This is a genomic window from Labedaea rhizosphaerae, assembly GCF_004362825.1.
GTDB lineage: Bacteria > Actinomycetota > Actinomycetes > Mycobacteriales > Pseudonocardiaceae > Labedaea > Labedaea rhizosphaerae.
Map to the genome: position 1 here is coordinate 559,190 of NZ_SNXZ01000002.1, position 19,664 is coordinate 578,853.

Here is a 19,664-nt window from a genome sequence, read left to right on the forward strand (position 1 = left end):
CCGGCGTCACAGGATTCGGCCTCGCCCACCATCACTCGCCGTAGCCATCGGTCGGAACCGTCGAATCTTGCCTCGAACGGGGACCTGTTTGCGATCGCGGCGTAGCCGCTCGATGCGGGCCGCTATCTCCGCAGGGGCGGCAGTGGGCTGCCGGTGCGGCACGCTGGGCCGGTCGGCCAGCCCGGCCTCACCGAAATGACGCCAGCGGTTGGCCCACTTGCTCGCGCACTGCCGGGAGATACCCATCTCCGCAGCGACATGCGCGATCGGGCGAGACCGGCAGCGCCACACCAGACGGCGACGGTCTTCAACAGACAACGGGGCGTTACGGTGACTCACGGGCGGGTCTTTCCAGTCGGCGGACGAGTTGGTGGTACTTCTCATCCTGGCGCCGGAAGACCCGTCCCCTCGTCTCAGCCCCTACCCACCGATACGAACCTCATGACCCGCAACAGATGTCACTAGGCCGCAGGTCGGTGGCGCTGGCCAGCCGCCGGTTGTACCAGGCAACCGCAGTGGCGTGGATGCGGTCGTCGAGGTCGAATTGGTCCATCAGCTGCTGTCCGAAGCGCTGAGCGGCCCAGAAACCGCTCTCGCCGGCGTTGCCGGACCGCCCGGACTCGGGCTGCTCTGGCCCGCCGTCTGGGTTCCCCCTGGGATCGTAGCTATCAGCGGCGGCCTCGTCCCACCGACATACACCAGTGTCTAAATCGGTTTGGCCGAACACTTTGATAGCCCTTGACGACGTAAGTGGCGACAGGCAACCGTGCGCTGTCCGGGATCAGGTCACCGTGAAGGCGACCGAACTGGTTCCGGCCTGACCGCTATCGGTGGTGATCGTGACGCTGAGCCGATAACTACCGGGGGCATCCAGCGAATCGCCGAAGTTGAACATCGTGATACCGCCGGACGTACACCGTTCGTTTCGGGACGTCTGCACCGTCACACCACCGCGGGTCAGGACCCATGAGGGGTAGCACCCCTGGCTGAGCTGGCCGACGTCGTCGTAGACATCGACGTTCGCACCCGGTGTGGCTCCCGCTCTGAATTCGGAAGGCCCGATCTTGCCTCTATTGCCCATCTTAATGGTGATCACTAAGGCGCCGCCTCGAGTTGGCGCGACGGTCACCGGCGCTTGCGGGGGATGTCGCGGTGCATCGGTCTCCACGTCCGGCGGGGAACTGTCCGTTGATGCCAGATGTTCAGCGGTGGTTGCCGTCGTGTCGATCGGTTCGGCGGTCACCGAGCTCCTCTCAGTCGGCGTCGCTGCCCCCTGGGAGGTGCTGGGTGCTTGAGTGGCACCGAACATCCTTTCCCACAACGAAAGGAACCCGTCGATGTTGGCCGCGCCAGCCGCGATGGCCGCCGCGACGGCCACGACGGAGCCGAGTTTTCCGTACTTCGCCCAACGGGATCCTCCCGCATTCATCAATACTGCCCCTCAAACCCGGCCGCCGCGTCGGAGCCTGTATCGGTGAAGCGCCAGCAAAGGTTTCATCAACATGAGCGAAGTTGGGACGAAACCCAAACCTGGTCTTGTCCCGCTCAGCCTCGTGCCATCGCCGATGATCCGCCAGCGAGGTAACGGGCACTCGTTCCAAGGGGGATGCCGAGCTGGCCAGGCAGCAGCCGGTTGGCGTGAGCGACTTGCTCGACATCCCGGACATAGTCGTGCGCCGGACCGCGACTTTGGCCGGGACCTCCCAACAACTCGTGATCGAAAGCCGCAAGCCTTAGAGGGCGTCACCAAGCAGCGGCCGCCTCGTCGCCAAGATCATTTCGGCAGCGGCCGATCCGGCTGAGTAGCGAGGACACCGTCGCTGAGTCGCAAGGCGCCGGTGGGCCACCGGTGCCGCCTCACAACCGGGTGGTGAGTGCTTCCAGGACGTGCGGTGCGATCAGTTCGGGCGCCGCGGTCAAGGCGAAGTGAGCCTGACCGGGCAGGGAGCGGACGACGGCGTGCGGTAGGCGTTGCGCCACGGCGTGCAGGTGGTCGGCCATCCGCGGCGGGCTTTGGTCGCCCAGCAACAGGAGAACGGGATTGCTCGGCTCGGCAGGGACGCTTTCCTCGGCGAGTTGGACGTCGTGCACGAGGGTGTGGGCCATGGCCAGGTCGGACTCGGCACCAGGCGCGGTGAGCCGCGCACGTGCGAGCCGCTCGGGCATGCCGACGGCGTCGACCAGGAACCGGGTCACGGCACCGGCGCGGTCGCCTGCCGCCAGCAGTGCGCGGAGCCGGTCCTCGACGCCGGCGATCGGGGGCGGCGGCGGGGGCTCGTAAGCGACGACACCGCGCACGAGCGGCGCGTCGACGGCCGCCCGCAAGGCAAGCAACGCTCCCGATGAATGTCCCACGAGGACCACCGGCTCGCCAATCTCCCGCAGCACGGCGTGCACGTCGGCGACCTCGTCGGCCGGCCCCGACCCGGGCCGGTCCGCACTGAGGCCGTGCCCACGCCGTTCCACCACGTGGACCGGCACGCCCGGCAGGCACGCGATCAGCCCGTCCCAGAGCGTGCGCCCCGAGAACGCACCGCCGACGCACAACAGCCGCGGTCCCACGCCCGAGCCCGGGTACCAGGCGATCACGCAGCCGTCGGCGGACTCGACCGTGCGCATGTCTTCAGCCATGCGAGCAGTATCCCGACGGACACCGACAAGATCACCGCGGTTCGTAGCGGCGCAGCGGCTGAGAACGGCGGACCAACGCGCGCAGATCCGCCAGCGAGCCGTGCAGGTCGCCCGCCGCGCGGGCCTGGACGAGCACGTTGCCGATCGTCGTGGCTTCCGCCGGACCCGCCACCACCGGCAGGCCGCACTCGTCCGCGGTCAGCCGGCACAGCAGCTCGTTACGCGAGCCGCCGCCGACCATGTGCACCACGTCCACGGCCCGGCCCGACAACGCCTGCGCCTGCTCGATCGCCTTGCGGTGCGCCACCGCGAGACCGTCCAATATGGACCGTACGGTCTCGGCCGGGGTGCGCGGAACCGGCTCGCCGGCCGCACGGCACCACCGGGCGATCCGCTCGGGCATGTTCCCCGGCGGCAGGAAGACCGGATCGTCCACGTCGAGCACCGTGCGCCGGGGCAACCGCGCCGCCTCGGCCAGCAGGCCGTCGAGCGGGACGTCCCACTCGCGCACGCACTCCTGCACCGGCCACAGGCCCATCACGTTGCGCAGGAAGCGGATCGTGCCGTCGACGCCGCCCTCGTTGGTGAAGTTGGCCGCCCGGCTCCCGGCGGTCAGCACCGGCTCCGGCAGCTCGACGCCCACGAGGGACCAAGTGCCGCAGGAGATGTAGGCGAACGCGTCCCCGTCGGCGGGCACGGCGACCACGGCCGACGCCGTGTCGTGCGAGCCGACCGCGGTCACCGGCACGCCCTCCCACTCCCCCGCCGGCTCGCCCGGCGCGCGCAGCGGGGGCAGCAACGACGCGGGCAGGCCGACGGCCTGGCGCAACGACGCCGACCAGCGCCTGGTCCGCACGTCGAGCAAACCGGTGGTGGACGCGTTGGTGTACTCGGCGCCGAGCTCGCCGGTCAGCCAGTACGACAGCAGGTCCGGGATCAGCAACACGGTCGCCGCGGGTGCGAGCCGGGTGTCCGCGGCGAGCTGGAAGATCGTGTTGAACGGCAGGAACTGCAACCCGTTGCGCTCGTACAGGACCTCCGCGCCGATCCGCTCGACGACCTCGCGGGACACCTTGTCGGTGCGGGCGTCGCGGTAGTGCACCGGGTTGCCGAGCAGCTCGCCGTCGGCGTCGAGCAGGCCGTAGTCGACGGCCCAGCTGTCGATGCCGATGCTCGCCACCGGACCGGTCGCACGCAGCCCGGCCAGCACCTCCCGGTACAGCCCGAGGATGTCCCAGTACAACGTGCCGCGCACCGGGACCGGGCGGTTCGGGAACCGGTGCACCTCCTGCACGCGCAGGTCGCCCGCGCCGACGAGGCCACGCATGACGCGGCCGCCGGACGCGCCGAGGTCGACGGCCGCGAACGCCCTCATCGCCGGCTGTGTCATCGCAAGAAGGCCGCGGCCACCCCGGCGTCCACGGGGATGTGCAGCCCGGTGGTCAACGACAGGTCGCCACCGGTCAAGGCGAAAACGGCGGCGGCCACGTGCTCGGGCAGCACCTCCCGCTTCAACAAGGTCCGCTGGGCGTAGAACTGGCCGAGCTCCTCCTCCGGCACGCCGTAGACGGCGGCGCGCTGCGCGCCCCAGCCCCCGGCGAAGATGCCCGAACCGCGCACGACGCCGTCGGGGTTGATGCCGTTGACCCGGATGCCGTCGCCGCCGAGTTCGGCCGCGAGCAGCCGGACCTGGTGCGCCTGGTCGGCCTTCGCCGCGCCGTATGCGACGTTGTTCGGCCCGGCGACCACGGAGTTCTTGCTGGCGATGTAGATCAGGTCGCCACCCATCCCCTGTGCCCGCATGACTTTCGCGGCCTGCTTGGCGACCAGGAAGGAGCCCTTCGCCATGACGTCGTGCTGCAGGTCCCAGTCCGCCTCGGTGGTCTCCGCGAGCGGCTTCGACACCGACAGCCCGGCGTTGTTGACCACCAGGTCCACCCCGCCGAACGCCAGCACCGCCGCGCGGAACGCCCCGGTCAGGGCCGACGCCGACGTGACGTCCACGGTGACGGGCACCGCGACGTCGGCCGAGCCCAGCTCCGCCGCGACCTCGGCGGCGGCCGCGCCGTCCCGGTCGGCGACCACGACACACGCGCCCTCGGCCGCGAGCCGCCGTGCGATCGCCCGCCCGATGCCCGAACCGCCGCCGGTCACGAACGCGACCCGCGCGGCCAGCGGTTTCGGCGGCGGCTGCCGCCGGAGCTTGGCCTCCTCGAGCTCCCAGTACTCGATCCGGAACTTCTCGCGTTCCTCGATCGGCCGGTAGGACGACACGGATTCCGCGCCACGCATGACGTTGATCGCGTTGACGTAGAACTCCCCCGCCACCCGGGCGGTCTGCTTGTCCTTGCCGAAGCTGAACATGCCCACGCCCGGGAGCAGCACGATCGCCGGGTCCGCGCCACGCATGGGCGGGCTGGCGGCGTCGGCGTGCCGCTCGTAGTAGGCGCGGTAGTCCGCGCGGTAGGCCTCGTGCAGCTCCCGCAGCCGCGCGATCGTCTCGTCCAGGGGCGCGGTCGGCGGCAGGTCCAGCACGAGCGGCCGGACCTTGGTGCGCAGGAAGTGGTCCGGGCACGACGTGCCCAGCGCGGCCAGCTCGGCGAGCCGCGCGCTGCCGACGAACTCGAGCACGACGTCGCTGTCGGTGAAGTGACCGACCTGCGGCCGGTCGGTGGACGCGAGCCCGCGCAGCACCGGCGCCAGCTCGGCCGCCCAGGTCCGGCGGTCCTCGGCCGGAGCGACGACTTGGCCGCCGAACGGGTCGGCCCGGCCGTGCTCGTCAAGGTACCGCTGCGCCCGCTCGATGATCTCCAGGGAGTTGGCTTCGCACTCGTCGCTGGTCGCGCCCCACGCCGTGATCCCGTGACCGCCGAGGATCACGCCGATGGCCGCCGGGTGCTCGCGGTGCACGGCCGCGATGTCCAGGCCCAGCTGGAAACCCGGGCGCCGCCACGGCACCCACACCACCCGGTCGCCGAAGCACGCCTTGGTCAGCGCTTCCCCGTCGGCGGCGGTGGCGAACGCGATCCCGGCGTCCGGGTGCAGGTGGTCGACGTGGGCGGCGTCGACGAGCCCGTGCATGGCCGTGTCGATCGACGGCGCCGCCCCGCCCTTGCCGTGCAGGCAGTAGTCGAACGCGGCGACCATCTCGTCCTCGCGCTCGACGCCCGGGTAGACGTCCACCAGCGCGCGCAACCGGTCCAGGCGCAACACCGCGAGACCCTTCTCGGTGAGCGTGCCGAGGTCGCCGCCGGATCCCTTGACCCACAACAGGTCCACTTCGGACCCGGTGACCGGATCGGACCCGACGCCCTTCGCCGACGTGTTGCCACCGGCGTAGTTGGTGTTGCGTGGCTCGGCTCCGAGCCGATTGCTCCGCTCGACCAAAGCCTCGACCAACGCCTCGACCATCACGCTCCCCACCCGGCGGCCTCGCCACCGACGCGTTCACGCACGATCCGCTCGCCGTAACCCGAACGCTTGTAGGCGGCGGACGGATCGGGATCGAGGCCCATGTCCGCACGCAGTTCCGCCAGCAGCGGCCGGACGTCGGTGTTGTAGGCGTCCATGAGGATCGCGTTGGCGGCGAGCACGTCACCGTCGCGCTGTGCCGTGGCGAGCGCGTCGGTGTCGACGAGCAACGCCTTCGCCGTCGCCTCCTGCACGTTGAGCACCGAGCGGATGATCGCGGGGATCTTCGGCTCGATGTTGTGGCACTGGTCCAGCATGAACGCGATGCCCGCGCTGGGCGACAACGCGTCGCCCAGCACGATCTCGTGCATGATCCGGAACAGCTGGAACGGGTCGGCCGCACCCACCATCAGGTCGTCGTCGGCGTAGAAGCGGGAGTTGAAGTCGAACGCCCCGAGCTTCCCGGCCCGCAGCAGGAACGCCACGATGAACTCGATGTTGGTGCCCGGCGCGTGGTGCCCGGTGTCGATCACCACCTGCGCCTTGGGCCCGAGTTCGAGGCAGTGGGCGTAGGCGGTGCCCCAGTCGGGCACGTCGGTGGCGTAGAACGCCGGCTCGAAGAGCTTGTACTCCAGCAACATCCGCTGGTGCTCGCCGAGCCGGTCGTACACCTCGTGCAGCGCCTCGGCCATCCGGTCCTGCCGGGCCCGCAGGTTGTCCTGGCCCGGGTAGTTCAGGCCGTCGGAGAACCAGAGCTTCAGGTCGGCGGACCCCGTCTGGTCCATGATGTCGACGCACTCGAGCAGGTGCCCGATCGCCTTGCGGCGGATCCCGGGATCGGGGTTGGTGACGCTGCCGAGCTTGTAGTCGTCGTCCTGGAACACGTTAGAGTTGATCGCGCCGAGCCCGACCCCCTGCGCGCGGGCGTGGTCCGCGAGGTCGGCGTAGTCGTCGACCCGGTCCCACGGGATGTGCAGGGCGACGGTCGGCGCGACGCCCGTGAACTTGTGCACCTGGGCGGCGTCGTCGATCTTCTCGTAGGCCGTGCGCGGCACCCCGGGCTGGGTGAACACCTTGAACCTGGTGCCGGAGTTGGCATACGCCCACGACGGCGTCTCGATCCGCTGCTCCCGCAACGCAGACCGCACGCGTTCGAGGTCGGTCATGGTGCTCCCCGTCAGAAGTTGAACTGGCCGATGTTGTCCTTGGTGAACACGGTCGGCGGGCCGAGCACCAGTTCGCCGTTCGCGCCGACGGTGTACTCGCCGAGGTCGCCCGCCTTGAACTTCTCGCCCTGCGCACCCGTTATCTGCCCCGACGAGAGCGCCGCGGCCGCGTAGGTGGCGAGGTAGCCGAGCTTCGACGGGTCCCAGAGGGCGAACGACTTCACGGTCCCGTCCTGGACGAACTTGCGCATCTGGTTCGGCGTGCCGAGCCCGGTCAACGCGACCTTTCCCTTGTACGAGGAGGAATCCAGGTACCTGGCGGCCGCCGCGACGCCGACCGTGGTCGGCGAGATGATGCCCTTGAGGTTCGGGTGCGCCTGCAGCAGACCCTGCGTCTTCTGGAACGACGTCTGGTCGTCGTCGTTGCCGTAGGCGGTCTCGACCAGCTTCAGGTTCGCGTATTCGGGCTTCGCCAGTTCCTGCTTCATCACCGCGATCCACGCGTTCTGGTTGGTGGCGTTGGGCGTCGCCGACAGGATCGCGATCTCGCCGCCCTTGCCGCCCAGCGCATCCGCGATCAGCTTGACCTGGCCCGCGCCGATGTCCTGTGTGGACGCCTGGTTGACGAAGATGTCCCGCGCGTCGGTCGCCGCGTCGGAGTCGAACGTGACGACCTTGAGCCCCTGCTTGCGGGCCGACTTCAGCGCGGGCGCCACCGCGTTGGCGTCGTTGGCCGACAGCACCAGCGCGTCCTGGTGTTGCTGCGCCGCGGTGTTGATGTAGGTGACCTGCGACGACGCGCTCGCGTCGGACGGACCGGTCGCCTTCACCTGCGCGCCGAAGGAAGTCCCCGCCTGCTCGGCGCCCTTCTGCGCGACGGTGAAGTAGGGGTTGTTCACCTGCTTCGGCAGGAACGTGATCTTGAGGCCCTGCTTGAGCGGCGCGTTCGGGTTCGCCGCGCCGGTGGCGGCCCCGGGCGCGGCGGCCGACGAGCTCTGGTCGGTGTTCTCCTTCGTCGTGCCCCCGCACGCCGACAAGGCGAGCGCACCGGTGAGCACGAGCGCGAACAGGCCCATGCGACGAGAGGTCATGGTTGTGGCCCTTCCGTGTGGGTTCGAGGGGTCAAGCGCCCGGCAACGGCGCGGACCAGCGCCGGGGTGAGCACGCTGAGCAGCAACAACAAACCGGTGACGACGGTGAGGATCTCGGTCGGGACATCCCGCAGGATCAACAGGTTGCGCAGGCCGCCGAGCAGGAGCACGCCCGCGACGACACCGCCGAGCGTGCCGCGGCCGCCGAAGATGGAAACGCCGCCGAGCAGCACGGCGGCGACCACCGCGAGCTCGAGGCCGAGCCCGTTGTCGGCGCGGGCGCTGGAGAAGCGGAAGGTGTAGACGATGCCCGCGACCGCCGACACCGCGCCCGACAGCACGAAGAGGATCAGCTTGATCCGCTTGACCCGGATCCCGGCGAACCGCGCGCCCTGCTCGTTCGCGCCGATCGCGAACACCGAGCGGCCGAACGAGCTGGCGTGCAACGCGACCGCGAACAACACCGCCAGGACGGCGAACAGCAGGATCGGGTACGGCAGCCAGGTCCCGGCGACCGGGGTGGTGCCGAACTCCGTGTAGCTGTCCGGGAAATCGGCCACCGCCGTGTCGCCGAGCACGACGAGCGCGAGCCCGCGGTAGAGCGCGAGCGAGCCGATCGTGACCGCGAGCGACGGCAGCCCGAGCCGCGTCACGAGCAGGCCGTTGACCGCGCCGCAGACCGCGCCGACGGCGATCACGAACGGAAGGATCACCTCCAGCGACCAGCCCGCGTTCCACAGCCAGCCGATCAGCGCGCTGGAGAGGCCGAGCACCGACGCGACGGAGAGGTCGATCTCCCCGGCGACGATCACGAGCGTGAGCGGCAACGCGATCAACGCGATCTCGCCGATGTCCAGGCCGAGGTAGAAGAGGTTGTCGCCGGACAGGAACTCGCCGCTCGTGCTGACCTGCCCGACCAGCCCGACGGCGATCAGCAGGACCACCAGCGCGGTCTCCCAGCGCAGCGCGCCACGCACCCGGTCAGCCACCGTCGCCTCCCCGTTCGGCGTTGATCCGGCGCAAGGCCCTGCTCAGGCGAAGCGCGAGCAGCCGGTCGACGGTGATCGCGACGAGCAGCAACGCGCCGCTGATGGCCTGCTGCCAGAACGCCGGGATGCGCAGCACGACCAGGCAACTGGTGATGGTGCCGAGCAGCAGCGCGCCGAGCGCGGCGCCGACGACCGTGCCGGAACCGCCGAAGATCGCGACGCCGCCGACCACGACCGCGGCGACGACCTGCAGCTCGAGCCCGGTGCCCGCGGCCGCGTCGACCGTGCCGTAGCGCGCGACCCACATCGACCCCGCGAGCCCGGCGATCAGTCCGGAGAGGACGAACGCGCCGAACACCCTGCGTCCCACCGGGATCCCGGCGAGCACGGCGGCGTCCGGGTTGGAGCCGATGGCGTACAGCTCGCGGCCGGACCGGTACGAGCGCAGGTGCGTGGCGGCCAGCAGGACCACCATGAGCGTGACGATCACGAGGACCGGGATGCCGACGACCTTGGCGCTGCCCAGTTCGAGCAGGGCGTCGGGCAGGTTGGCGGCGTTGATCTGGCGGCCGTGGGCGAGGGCGAAGTCGACACCGCGGAAGACGTACAGCGTGCCCAGCGTGACGACCAGGCTCGGCACGTTGCCGACCGCGACGGCCGCGCCGTTGAGCACCCCGCACACCGCGCCGACGAGCACGCCGAACGCGATGCCGGCGATGATCGGCAAGCCCGGGTGATCGGCAACCAGTTGGGCGGTCAGGAAAGCCGAGAGCCCGAGCACCGACCCCACGGACAGGTCCACGTTGCGGGTGACGACCACCATCGTCTGCCCGACCGCGAGCAGCGCGACGATCGAGGCGTTGAGCAGCAGGTCCTGAATGGACTGCGGCTGGACGAACCGCGGGTTCGCGATGGCCGTCGGCACCACGACGAGTGCCAACGCGACGACGATGCCCAGCTCCCGCACCCGCCCGATGCGGGTGGCCAGCCTGCGCGCGGCCGTGCGGCGGGGCACCTCGGCGGCGGCCACGTCCACCTGCGCGGTCACGACGCGACCTGACCGGCCGCTGCCAGCGCGACCCGCTCCTCGGTCGCCTCGGCGCGCGAGAGCTGCTCGACCAGCCGTCCCTCGTGCATGACGAGCACGCGGTCGGCCATCCCGAGCACCTCCGGCAGCTCGGAGGAGATCATCAGCACCGCGACGCCGTCGGCCGCCAGCTCGGACAACAGCCGGTGCACCTCGGCCTTGGTGGCGACGTCGATGCCGCGGGTCGGCTCGTCGACGATCAAGACGGCCGGCCGGCGCGACAGCCACTTGGCCAGCACGACCTTCTGCTGGTTGCCGCCGGACAGCACCGACACGGGATCGGACAGGCGCGCGAACTTGAGCTGCAGCTTCACCGCCCAGTCGCGGGCCAGCGAGCGCTCCCCGCGGCGGCCGAGCAGCCCCGCCCTGGAGATGCGGGCGAGCGAGGCGAGCGCGATGTTGCGCTCGATCGACGCGTCCATCACCAGGCCCTGCTGGCGCCGGTCCTCCGGCACGAAGCCGATGCCGGCGGCCATGGCCGCGGTCGGCGAGCCCGGGCGCAACGGCAGCCCGCGCACGAAGACCCGTCCCGCGTCCGGCCGGTCGATGCCGAAGATCGCCCGGGCGACCTCGCTGCGCCCCGCGCCGACCAGGCCCGCGAGCGCGACGATCTCGCCCGCGCACACCTCGAACGACACGTCGGTGAACACGCCTTCGCGGGTCAGGCGCCGCACGTCCAGCAGCACGTCGCCGGGTGCGGTGTCCTGCTTGGGGTAGAGCTGGGAGAGCTCGCGGCCGACCATGCGGCGCACGAGCGCGTCGGGCGTCTCGCCGTCAAGCGCACCGGACCAGACGTAGGCGCCGTCGCGCAACACGGTCGCCCCGTGGCACAAGGCGAACACCTCGTCGAGCCGGTGCGACACGAAGAGCACAGCGGTGTCCTGGGCCAGCAGTGCTTCCACCACCCCGAAAAGGCGCCGCACCTCGGGCGCCGAGAGCGCCGCCGTCGGCTCGTCCATGACGATCACCCGCGCGTCGAACGACAGCGCCTTGGCGATCTCGACGAGCTGCTGGTCCGCAATGGACAGTCCGCTGGCCGGCCGCGCCGGGTCGAGACGGACGCCGAGGCGGTCGAAGAGCTCCTCGGTCCGCCGGTGCATGGCGCGGACGTCGATCCGGCGGCCGGCCCCGAGCGGCTGGCGGCGCATGAAGACGTTCTCCGCCACCGTGAGGTCGCCGAACAGCGTCGGCTCCTGGTAGATGATCGCGATCCCGGCGGCCAGCGCGTCGGCCGGGCCCGCGAACCGGCGCGGCACGCCGTCGACGACGACCTGCCCGGCGTCCGGGCGGTGCACCCCGGCGAGCGTCTTGATCAGGGTGGACTTGCCCGCACCGTTCTCGCCGAGCAGGGCGTGCGCCTCGCCGGGGAAGAGCTCCAGCGTGACGCCGCTCAGCGCGCGCACCGCGCCGAACGACTTGCTCACCTCGGTCAGGCTCACGACTGCCCGCACGGCACCTCCGTGGATTGAAACGTTTCAATTCATCGGGTGGAAGAAGCGTCGCAACTTCGACGCAACGTGTCAATAGCTGGGTTACAGTCCGTTGACACGTTTCAACTTCCGCGAGGAGCATCCGTGGCCCAGCCGGTCAGCATCCGCGACGTGGCGCTGCGCGCGGGCGTGTCCAACGGGACCGTGTCGAACGTGCTGAACCGGCCCGAACGGGTCGCGGCGCCCACCCGCCTGCGGGTCGAGGCGGCGATCGCGGAGCTGGGCTTCGTGCGCAACGAGTCGGCGCGCCAACTGCGGGCCGGGCGCAGCCGAGCGATCGCCTACGTCGTGCTGGACGCGGGGAACCCGTTCTTCACCGACGTGGCGCGCGGGGTCGAGCACGCGGCGCGCGAGGCCGGGCTCGCCGTGTACCTGCTCAACAGCGACGAGAACGCCGAGCGCGAGCGCGAGAACTTGGAGCTGCTGCACGAACAACGCGTGCAGGGCATCCTGATCACGCCGATCGAGCAGGACAACGAGTACGCGGCGCAGCTGCAGCGCCAGGGCACACCGGTGGTGCTCGTGGACCGCGGCGCCCAGGACGCGGCGCAGTGCTCGGTCGCCGTCGACGACGTCCTCGGTGGCGACCTGGCCGCCACACACCTGATCGAGAGCGGCCACGAACGGATCGCCATGATCGGCGGGCCGTTCTCCATCCAGCAGGTGCGCGACCGCCACGAGGGCGCGGCGCGCGCGCTGGCCCGCGCGGGGTTGCCGCCGTTGACCGTGCTGGAGACTTCCGCGCTGCAAGTGGCCGAGGGACGCCGGGCAGGCGAGCGCCTGGTCGGCCTGCCCTCGGCGCGCCGACCCACGGCTGCCTTCTGCGCCAACGACTTGCTGGCCCTCGGGCTGCTGCAAGCCATGACCCAGCAGGGTTTGCGCGTCCCCGACGACCTGGCGGTGGTCGGCTACGACGACATCGAGTTCGCCGCCGCCGCGGCCGTCCCGCTGACCTCGGTGCGCCAGCCGCGCGAGCTGCTCGGCCGGACCGCGGCGCAGTTGTTGCTCGAGGAGGCGTCCGGCGAGCCAGCGCACGAGCACCGGCACGTACAGTTCCAGCCGGAACTGGTCGTCCGCGCCTCGACCACGATGACGACGCTGAGATGGTGAGCGCGTAGAGGTTGCACAGGTCGCCGAACACCCGCACCTGCCTGCAGGTGGCGAACCCGAGTTCGTCGCAAACCTTCAACGACGCCAGGTCCTGGGGAGCGATGACGACGAGCAGCTCGCCGGTGTAGGCGTCGCGGGCTTGGCGAACAACGCGATGCTCGCCTCGGTTGTATACCCGAAGCCGAGGCACTCCGGGTCGTGGTTGGGCAGGTTCACGGCAAGGGAACTCGGCCAGGTCGACGCGCCGGTCCCGTCGCGCTCAATGGCGTCGTTTTCGCCTGCGACCTCGACCGCGATCGGGCCCGCACCCGCGTCTTCGACCGTGCCCTGATCGGCATCCTCGACCGCGCCCGCGACCTCGACCCCAACCGATCCCGCAGCCCTCGGTCACGTCGTCGACCTCGAGAGCGCCCGCGGCTTCACCCGCGACCTCGCCTGCTTCCTCACCCGCGCTCACGCCCACGCTCGCGACTGCGACCTTGAACTGCGACCTCGCGCTCGACCGTGACCCCGCGCTCGACCGCGACATCAACCTCTGCCGTACTCGCGCTCGTGGACTGTCCCTAATGTTGTTGTGCAGGGGTGGCGCGCTTCCGGACCGGAAAGCTGCTGCGCACGATCAACGGCACGACGACGGTGGACACGTCCTGGCTGGACCCAGCGACCATCACCATTCAGCACGTCGCCCGACTGGAAGGACTGATCGACGACTTCACCGGGGCAGACTTGCGTGCTGCCGATCTGACTGGGCTGAACCTCGTCGGTGTGCGATGGTCCCGGTCCGCGACAGCGATGACTCTGTGGCCACCAGGCGACATCGACTGGATCATGAACGCCCCAACACGCAGCTCGCGCTGCGGGATCGTCGGGTTGGTGGTTGTTGCGGACCCACGTTGCCAGCACGCTGAGCCGTCAATTCTCCAGCAAAGCTTCTTGCGAAATGTGTTCCTCTGGGGAATTCTGATAAATCAGAGAACCGTGGGTCGCTAGCGCCACTATCATTCGACTCGCCGAATGCCTGCTGATAGCTTCCCATTCGATTCACTGGCCAAGCCGCCATGGGAACAGCAGCTACCGGCATGGAGGAACGCGCACTTCCGTTTCCTGCGAGCATTACATGCCGATACGGGAGGCATTGTGCGGTGCACGGAAACCAACATTCGTGGGTTCGGCGTGGAGATCGGGAATGTGACCTCGGCTCGCGCGGGCAAGGGAGGTGACACTGCAACCTCCGCCGGCTCGCCATGCGCGCCGTCAGTCGCAGTGTCTGCACAGTCCGGAGCCAGCATGGCGGTCGCTGCGGCTCGACAAGCCTTGGAAAGTTCATACGGCTCGCATGATCGCACCAGTCAGGTAGGCCTTCATCTCCACTCGAGCATGTGGGAACGCGGCGATTTTTACAGCGTTGCCTGTTCGATGCACCGGCAGCTGAATTTGCCGGCCGGGATGGTTGCCGAGATCAACGCCATGTCAAACAGCATGGGTCTGGCTCTCGAGTTGGCTGCAAGCGTGCTTCAGAGCCGCGACGATGTCGGTGACGCGCTGGTGACCGCTGGCGAGCAGTTCGCTGAGCCGAGGTTTCCTCGGCTCACCGCGGACTTCGGCGTCGTCTATGGGGACGCCGGTGCCGCTCTGGTGTTGAGTCGCGCACCTGGGATCGCACGAGTGCGGTCGGTGGCGACGGTGGCCGATACCAGCCTGGAGGGCTTGAATCGTCGCACGGTTCGCGATCCGGTCGACGGCGTTGCGCCGCTGGATCTCCGCTCGCGGAAACGCAGCTGGTTCGCAAGTCATGGCGGACCGGAGGTCGTCGTGCAGCGATCGGTTCGCGCTGTTCGACGCGTTGTGGGTCAAGCGTTGGCGGATGCGGGCATCGGCCTACTCGACGCGCGGTGGGTTCTGCTGCCGTTCTTCGGCGAGAAGATCATGCGCGAGCAGTACCTCGATCCGTTGCAGATCCCACGGTCGCGAACCTTGGTGGACCTGGGGTTGCGGTTCGGCCACCTGGGGGCGGCGGACAACGTTGTTGCCCTGCATCACCTGTGGTCCAACAAGATGGTTGGCTTGGGTGACTCGGTTGTGTTGGTGTCCAGTGGCGTTGGCATGACCTGGACCGCAGCTGTTCTCGAGTTCACGCGTGATCCGATTTCGTCGTCGAGCGCGTGATGAGAAGGAATCAGGCTCGCCAACCCGGAGCGTCTCGACTGCGACCTCGTCCGGCAGCCGGGCGTCAGGCGCCTATGGCTGGAGGAGCTCGCCTCGGCGGATCCTGTCCGCCAACTGATCGGATACCAGTTCTGTCGTTGCATCGACCGCCAGGACATGGCCGAACCGCATCGCCTGTCTCTGGCTGGGCCGTGATGGCCCGACCACCGGCTGAGCCGTGGCTTCGTCGTGCCCGGCGAACAGGAAGCATCCTTGGCTTGGTGGTCGTCGTGTTGGTCGGCGCTTGCACCATCGTGGCGCAGGTCATCGGCTGGGTACACCCGAGCGGGCCGGTCAGCCCGCACGGTCCGGCAGACGCCGACTTTCGTGCAGCCGCTGTCGTAACGGCGACGGACTACCTGACGTGGAGCCAGGCTGACCGATCCGAACGTCCGACCGTGTCGGCTCGCTTTGCACCATCGCCGCCGCAGGCAAACCCGCAGCAATCGCAGCCCGTCGATGGGTGGAACGGTGTCGGCCGTCAATGGGCCGACAGCGCGGCCGCCGTGGCGGTGTTGCGTATCGCGCCGGACGCCGCGCTGGTCACGGTCAACACCCGCGTCAGCTCCCTGCCAGTCGTCGGTGACACCACGTCCGGAACCGATCCTGGTGCGTCAGCGAGCACGACCGCACCGGCGACGACGACGCCGTCCGCGAAGAATCCCTCGATCTCGACCTGGCCGTTGGGGCGCTCTCGGTGGGTGATGCTGACCGTCGCGTTGGCGTGGCGGGATGCGCGGTTCGTGCTCACGGGATTGCCCGCACTGGTCGGGTCGCCGCCCGCCACCGCACCGGTAGTACAGAGGCGATCGGACACCGGCGACGCGGCCTTCGCAGAGTCCACCAGGGACGCCGTCGTCCGGTTGCTGACCGCTTACGGCACCGGCGATCTCGAGTTTGTGCGCGCGCCGGGCACCCGATTCACCGGTCTCGGTGGTGTGGCGTCGTTGCACGCGGTCACGAGCTGGCAGGTCGCACCGGCCAGCGCGGATGCGCGGACTCGGACGGGTGTTGCAACTGTCGTCTGGCAGCTGGTGAACGACGCGGGGTCTTCTGCGCCTGCGGCCATGTTGACGTGCGCGTATCGGATCGACCTGCGCTGGCAAGACGACCGCTGGCTGCTGCAGTCGATCACCGGGGATTGGGGGACGCTGTGATCGTCGCGCAAGGGGCGTTGAACTCGGATTCCGGCGCTGCGCTGGCGCATGTGGCGCTCGGGATCATCGGCAGCTTCATCCTGGTGATCTTGGCCTTCCGGGCGCTCGCGGCGTTCGCGGACGAACGCTACGGCAAGATCGTGACCTGCTTCCTCGCCGCCGTTCCGGTGTTCGGGTTCGCGTATCTGCCCGACCAGACCAGAAGCTTGCTCAGCACGTTGTGGTCGATGTTCGCAGGCGGCGGGTGACTCACGATGGCCATGCAGTTGCCGACCGACACGCAACATCTGCGGTTCGAGACCAGGCAGTACGAGTTGTTCCACCGCCCGCTGGGTCAGGGAGTGGCGCGGAACAAGCTCGCGGTGGGCGCCGCGGCGACCGGTATGTGGGCTCCCGTGTTGTTCCTCTGTGGACTCAGCCCGTTGACGGAGTTGGGCCCGTTACTCTATGTCGGCCCAGTGGCCGGATTCGTCGTCCTGGGTACTCGCTTGGACGACACCGGCCTGATGCATCTCATTGGTTGGCTGGACGCGCTCAGGGTTCGAGCACCTCGACGGCGGCGCGTGATCGACAACCCCCTGCTCCGCATGGCCACGGATCGGCCTGCGCAGGTGCTGAGCGTGGCCGTTCACGCCGAGCTTGTTCCGCCCGGAGGTGGCTGATGAGCAAGGCTCGCTACACCCGAGCCCAACTGGAGCGGGACAGTCGCACCCCGTTGGTCACGCCACGGGTGTTCGCCCGCGGTGTCCAGGTCACCGACGACGCCGTATGGGTGTGGGTCCAGATTCCCTCGGCATCCTCATTCCTGCTCGAAGAACCCGACATCGAGACCGCGACGTGGCGAACCGCGCAGGCGATGGCCGGTCTACTTCCCGCGGGAGCGGAATACCACCTGAAGGTCGTGTGGGCTCGGCACGAACCGGAGTCCTATGTGGCCAGTTGGGATCAGGTCCACAGTGTGCGCGCCCCGGGAGCGGACAACTACATCGCGGTGGGAACGGAGCGGATCGCACGCAACGCACGGGAAGGTCATTTCCGACGGCGGGTCGTTCTGCTGGGTGTGCGGTGGCGGGAGGCTGACCTGCTTCCTGACGTCGGCGCCGCCGGATCTATCGGGACAGCGGGCCGTCGTGCTGGGCGGGTCTTCCGGGCCAAGCTGCGTGAACAAATGTGGTCGCAACGGCAGTTGCACCGTGATGCCCGTTCCCGCCTGGACTTCGTGATGCCGGCGGTCGAGCGGTGGTTCGAGCAGGCGGCCAACTGCGAGCTGCGGGCGACTCCAGCCCCGGCGTCGCTGATCGCGTGGTCGTTCGCGCGGGAGATCCGGCGCGCGAATGTGACGGTGCCCAGCGACGAGGCGCTGGCGGGGCCGGTGCTGGTGGATTTGGCGCAGGGCAGCGTTGATCCGCGGGAGTCGCCTCGCTACGTCGTCGTCACCGACCTGAAGACCGGTGAACGCCGCTTCGTGTCGATCCTGGTGCCGGCGACCAACGGGTTCCCCGTGTCCGAGTTGGAGATTCCGGGCGGGGAATGGCTGGAGATCCTCACCGAGTTCGACGGCCGCGTTGAGGCTTCGGTCCGAGGTGTGAATCACGGCCAGGCCGAGTCGATCGCTCTGTTGGACGCCGGACGGAAGCTGACTCGGTCGCAGGCCCGCGAGGCCAGCGCTCAGGGCGCGCAGGTGCCCTTGGAGATCGTCGACGCGGACGACACGTTGAACATGCGACGTCGCGAGGTGCAGCGCCGGCTCGATGTGCTGACCACCAACCACGCGCGCTGGGTCGTCGACGCCGGTTCCCCGGACGAGCTCGAGGACCTGATAGCCGCGGTCCGGCACCGCTACACCGGGATCGTGCAGCTGGAGGTTGCCCGCAACCTGCAGGACCTGTTGTGGCGCGAACTGCTCCCCGGTGACAAGGTCCGCGTCCCCGCGTTCGGTCAGGACCAGCCGATGCGGACCCTCGCGGGTTCGTGGTTTCACGGTGGCTCCGCGGTCGGCGATGACACCGGCCCCTACCTTGGAGCGAACCTGGGCTCCACGCCAGGACCGGTGCAGTGCCACATCGTGTCCCGGGCGGAGACCGACCGGACGCGGCCGACGAGCGTGTCGTTCACCGGCATGTCGGGCGCGGGCAAGTCCACCGCGGTGTCGCTGGCGATCCTCGGTGCCCTCGCCGAGGGTGCGTGGTCGCTCCTGGTCGATCCGAAGGGAGATCTACGCGGCATCCTCCGCGTCGCGGAGCAGCTCCTGCGCGTTCCGGTGCAGGCCGTCGACGTCACCGATCAGCGGTGCTCCGGGATCATGGATCCGATGCGGTTCACGGCAACCGCCGACGATGCGCGCGGGCTGACCCTGGACGCCATGCTCGGTGCGCTGTCCGCGGACGACCGCCGCCGCGGCGAGGTCCTGCTCGAGCATGCCATCGACTCGGTGTTGCGCGACTTCCCGCAGCCTGTGTGGTCGGCGCAGGCCGTGATCGGTGAGCTGATGTCCACTCCGGACACCCAACCCGATCATCTGATCGCACGGGCGCTCGGGCGCACCTTGTCGTTGCGGGCGAAGCAGGCGCAGTTGCGCGCTGTGCTCGGTCCCCTGGCGGAGAATTCGCTGCCGCTGATGACTGGTCGCGGCCTGGTCTACCTGGGCCTGGCCGGCCTCGATCTGCCCCGCCACAACCCGGATCCGGACAAGTGGACCGTGACCGAGCGATGCTCGATCACCACCTTCCGCATGGCCTTGTCCTACGGGCTGCAGCAGTCCCGCAACGTTCGCGCGTTGAAGAAGCTAGTGGCCCTGACGGAGCTGCACCTGATCACCGGCTACCCGGAGGGCAAGGCGTTCGTCGAGTGGCTTGCGCGGACCGGCCGTGCGCTGCAGGTGTGGCTACTGCTGGACACCCAGGCCGCACATGACCTCGCGCAGCTCACCGGACTCACCGAGCAACTGGTCATGTCGTTTGCCTTCCGCGCGGTCAGCACGGCCGAACAAGACGCCCAAGCGGCCCTGCTCGGACGGCCAGAACCTGGACCCCGGCTGCGGCAGATGCAGCGTTCGCTGAGCACGGGGCAGTGCATCATGCGCGATCGCAACGGTCGGCTCGCGCCCGTGCAGTTCGACCGGCTGACCCAATGGATCGCCAACGCGTTGTCCACCGACGCTGCCGAGGACACCGCAGACGCAACAAGCACGCCAACTGCGGAGGACGCCGGGCCGGTGGATGCTGCCGAACACCAGGGCAGGCGTCCATGACCAGCGCACCGAGCGCCGTCCGCCCGATCCAACGCATCAGCAGGTGCCTCGGGCGTCTCCCCCGCCGACTGGCCACG

16 protein-coding genes and 1 pseudogene are annotated in these 19,664 nt (G+C 69.4%); 7 read left to right on the forward strand and 10 right to left on the reverse strand.

The window, feature by feature from the left end; translation table 11 throughout:
- Positions 1–87 precede the first annotated feature (87 nt).
- The 10 genes and pseudogenes from EV186_RS11830 to EV186_RS11875 form a co-directional block, all read right to left on the reverse strand.
- Positions 88–339, reverse strand: a pseudogene (locus EV186_RS11830) (helix-turn-helix domain-containing protein); the annotation flags it as partial.
- A 442-nt stretch (positions 340–781) separates the two neighbouring features.
- Positions 782–1,243, reverse strand: coding sequence for a hypothetical protein (locus tag EV186_RS11835; protein ID WP_133849280.1), 462 nt, complete (start codon positions 1,241–1,243; stop codon positions 782–784).
- Positions 1,244–1,857: 614 nt separating this feature from the next.
- Positions 1,858–2,631, reverse strand: a complete 774-nt coding sequence (locus EV186_RS11840) for an alpha/beta fold hydrolase (protein ID WP_133849281.1) — start codon at positions 2,629–2,631, stop codon at positions 1,858–1,860.
- A 31-nt stretch (positions 2,632–2,662) separates the two neighbouring features.
- Entirely contained in the window at positions 2,663–4,006 is a 1,344-nt protein-coding gene (locus EV186_RS11845; RefSeq protein ID WP_133849282.1) for a rhamnulokinase, read from the reverse strand.
- Between the two features lie 11 nt (positions 4,007–4,017).
- Positions 4,018–6,042 (reverse strand): bifunctional aldolase/short-chain dehydrogenase, encoded by a 2,025-nt coding sequence (locus EV186_RS11850; protein WP_133849283.1) that lies wholly within the window; start codon positions 6,040–6,042, stop codon positions 4,018–4,020.
- On the reverse strand, positions 6,042–7,208 hold the full coding sequence (rhaI, locus tag EV186_RS11855) for an L-rhamnose isomerase (protein ID WP_133849284.1): 1,167 nt from the start codon (positions 7,206–7,208) through the stop codon (positions 6,042–6,044). The genes EV186_RS11850 and rhaI overlap by 1 nt, the downstream gene beginning before the upstream one ends.
- Before the next feature lie 11 nt (positions 7,209–7,219).
- Positions 7,220–8,299, reverse strand: a complete 1,080-nt coding sequence (rhaS, locus tag EV186_RS11860) for a rhamnose ABC transporter substrate-binding protein (RefSeq protein WP_133849285.1) — start codon at positions 8,297–8,299, stop codon at positions 7,220–7,222.
- A complete protein-coding gene (locus EV186_RS11865; RefSeq protein ID WP_133849286.1) occupies positions 8,296–9,288 on the reverse strand; it encodes an ABC transporter permease in 993 nt (330 codons plus the stop codon). The genes rhaS and EV186_RS11865 overlap by 4 nt, the downstream gene beginning before the upstream one ends.
- Positions 9,281–10,336, reverse strand: coding sequence for an ABC transporter permease (locus EV186_RS11870; protein WP_166659132.1), 1,056 nt, complete (start codon positions 10,334–10,336; stop codon positions 9,281–9,283). The genes EV186_RS11865 and EV186_RS11870 overlap by 8 nt, the downstream gene beginning before the upstream one ends.
- Positions 10,333–11,826 carry a sugar ABC transporter ATP-binding protein gene (locus EV186_RS11875; RefSeq protein ID WP_243753980.1) on the reverse strand — a complete coding sequence of 498 codons (1,494 nt, stop codon included), beginning with the start codon at positions 11,824–11,826 and terminating at the stop codon, positions 10,333–10,335. Before EV186_RS11875 ends, EV186_RS11870 begins: the two co-directional genes overlap by 4 nt.
- 123 nt (positions 11,827–11,949) lie before the next feature.
- Between EV186_RS11875 and EV186_RS11880 the strand changes: the two genes are divergently transcribed.
- The 7 genes from EV186_RS11880 (at position 11,950) to EV186_RS11910 (ending at position 19,587) form a co-directional block, all read left to right on the forward strand.
- Complete coding sequence (locus EV186_RS11880; protein ID WP_243753981.1) at positions 11,950–12,975, forward strand: LacI family DNA-binding transcriptional regulator; 1,026 nt, start codon at positions 11,950–11,952, stop codon at positions 12,973–12,975.
- A 582-nt stretch (positions 12,976–13,557) separates the two neighbouring features.
- Positions 13,558–13,965 (forward strand): hypothetical protein, encoded by a 408-nt coding sequence (locus EV186_RS11885; RefSeq protein ID WP_133849288.1) that lies wholly within the window; start codon positions 13,558–13,560, stop codon positions 13,963–13,965.
- 297 nt (positions 13,966–14,262) lie between these two features.
- Positions 14,263–15,141, forward strand: a complete 879-nt coding sequence (locus tag EV186_RS11890) for a ketoacyl-ACP synthase III family protein (RefSeq protein ID WP_166659133.1) — start codon at positions 14,263–14,265, stop codon at positions 15,139–15,141.
- Between the two features lie 260 nt (positions 15,142–15,401).
- Positions 15,402–16,337, forward strand: a complete 936-nt coding sequence (locus EV186_RS11895) for a hypothetical protein (protein WP_133849290.1) — start codon at positions 15,402–15,404, stop codon at positions 16,335–16,337.
- Complete coding sequence (locus EV186_RS11900) at positions 16,334–16,585, forward strand: hypothetical protein (RefSeq protein WP_133849291.1); 252 nt, start codon at positions 16,334–16,336, stop codon at positions 16,583–16,585. Before EV186_RS11895 ends, EV186_RS11900 begins: the two co-directional genes overlap by 4 nt.
- A 6-nt stretch (positions 16,586–16,591) precedes the next feature.
- Complete coding sequence (locus EV186_RS11905) at positions 16,592–16,999, forward strand: hypothetical protein (protein WP_133849292.1); 408 nt, start codon at positions 16,592–16,594, stop codon at positions 16,997–16,999.
- On the forward strand, positions 16,999–19,587 hold the full coding sequence (locus EV186_RS11910) for an ATP-binding protein (RefSeq protein ID WP_133849293.1): 2,589 nt from the start codon (positions 16,999–17,001) through the stop codon (positions 19,585–19,587). Before EV186_RS11905 ends, EV186_RS11910 begins: the two co-directional genes overlap by 1 nt.
- The last annotated feature ends 77 nt before the right edge of the window (positions 19,588–19,664 follow it).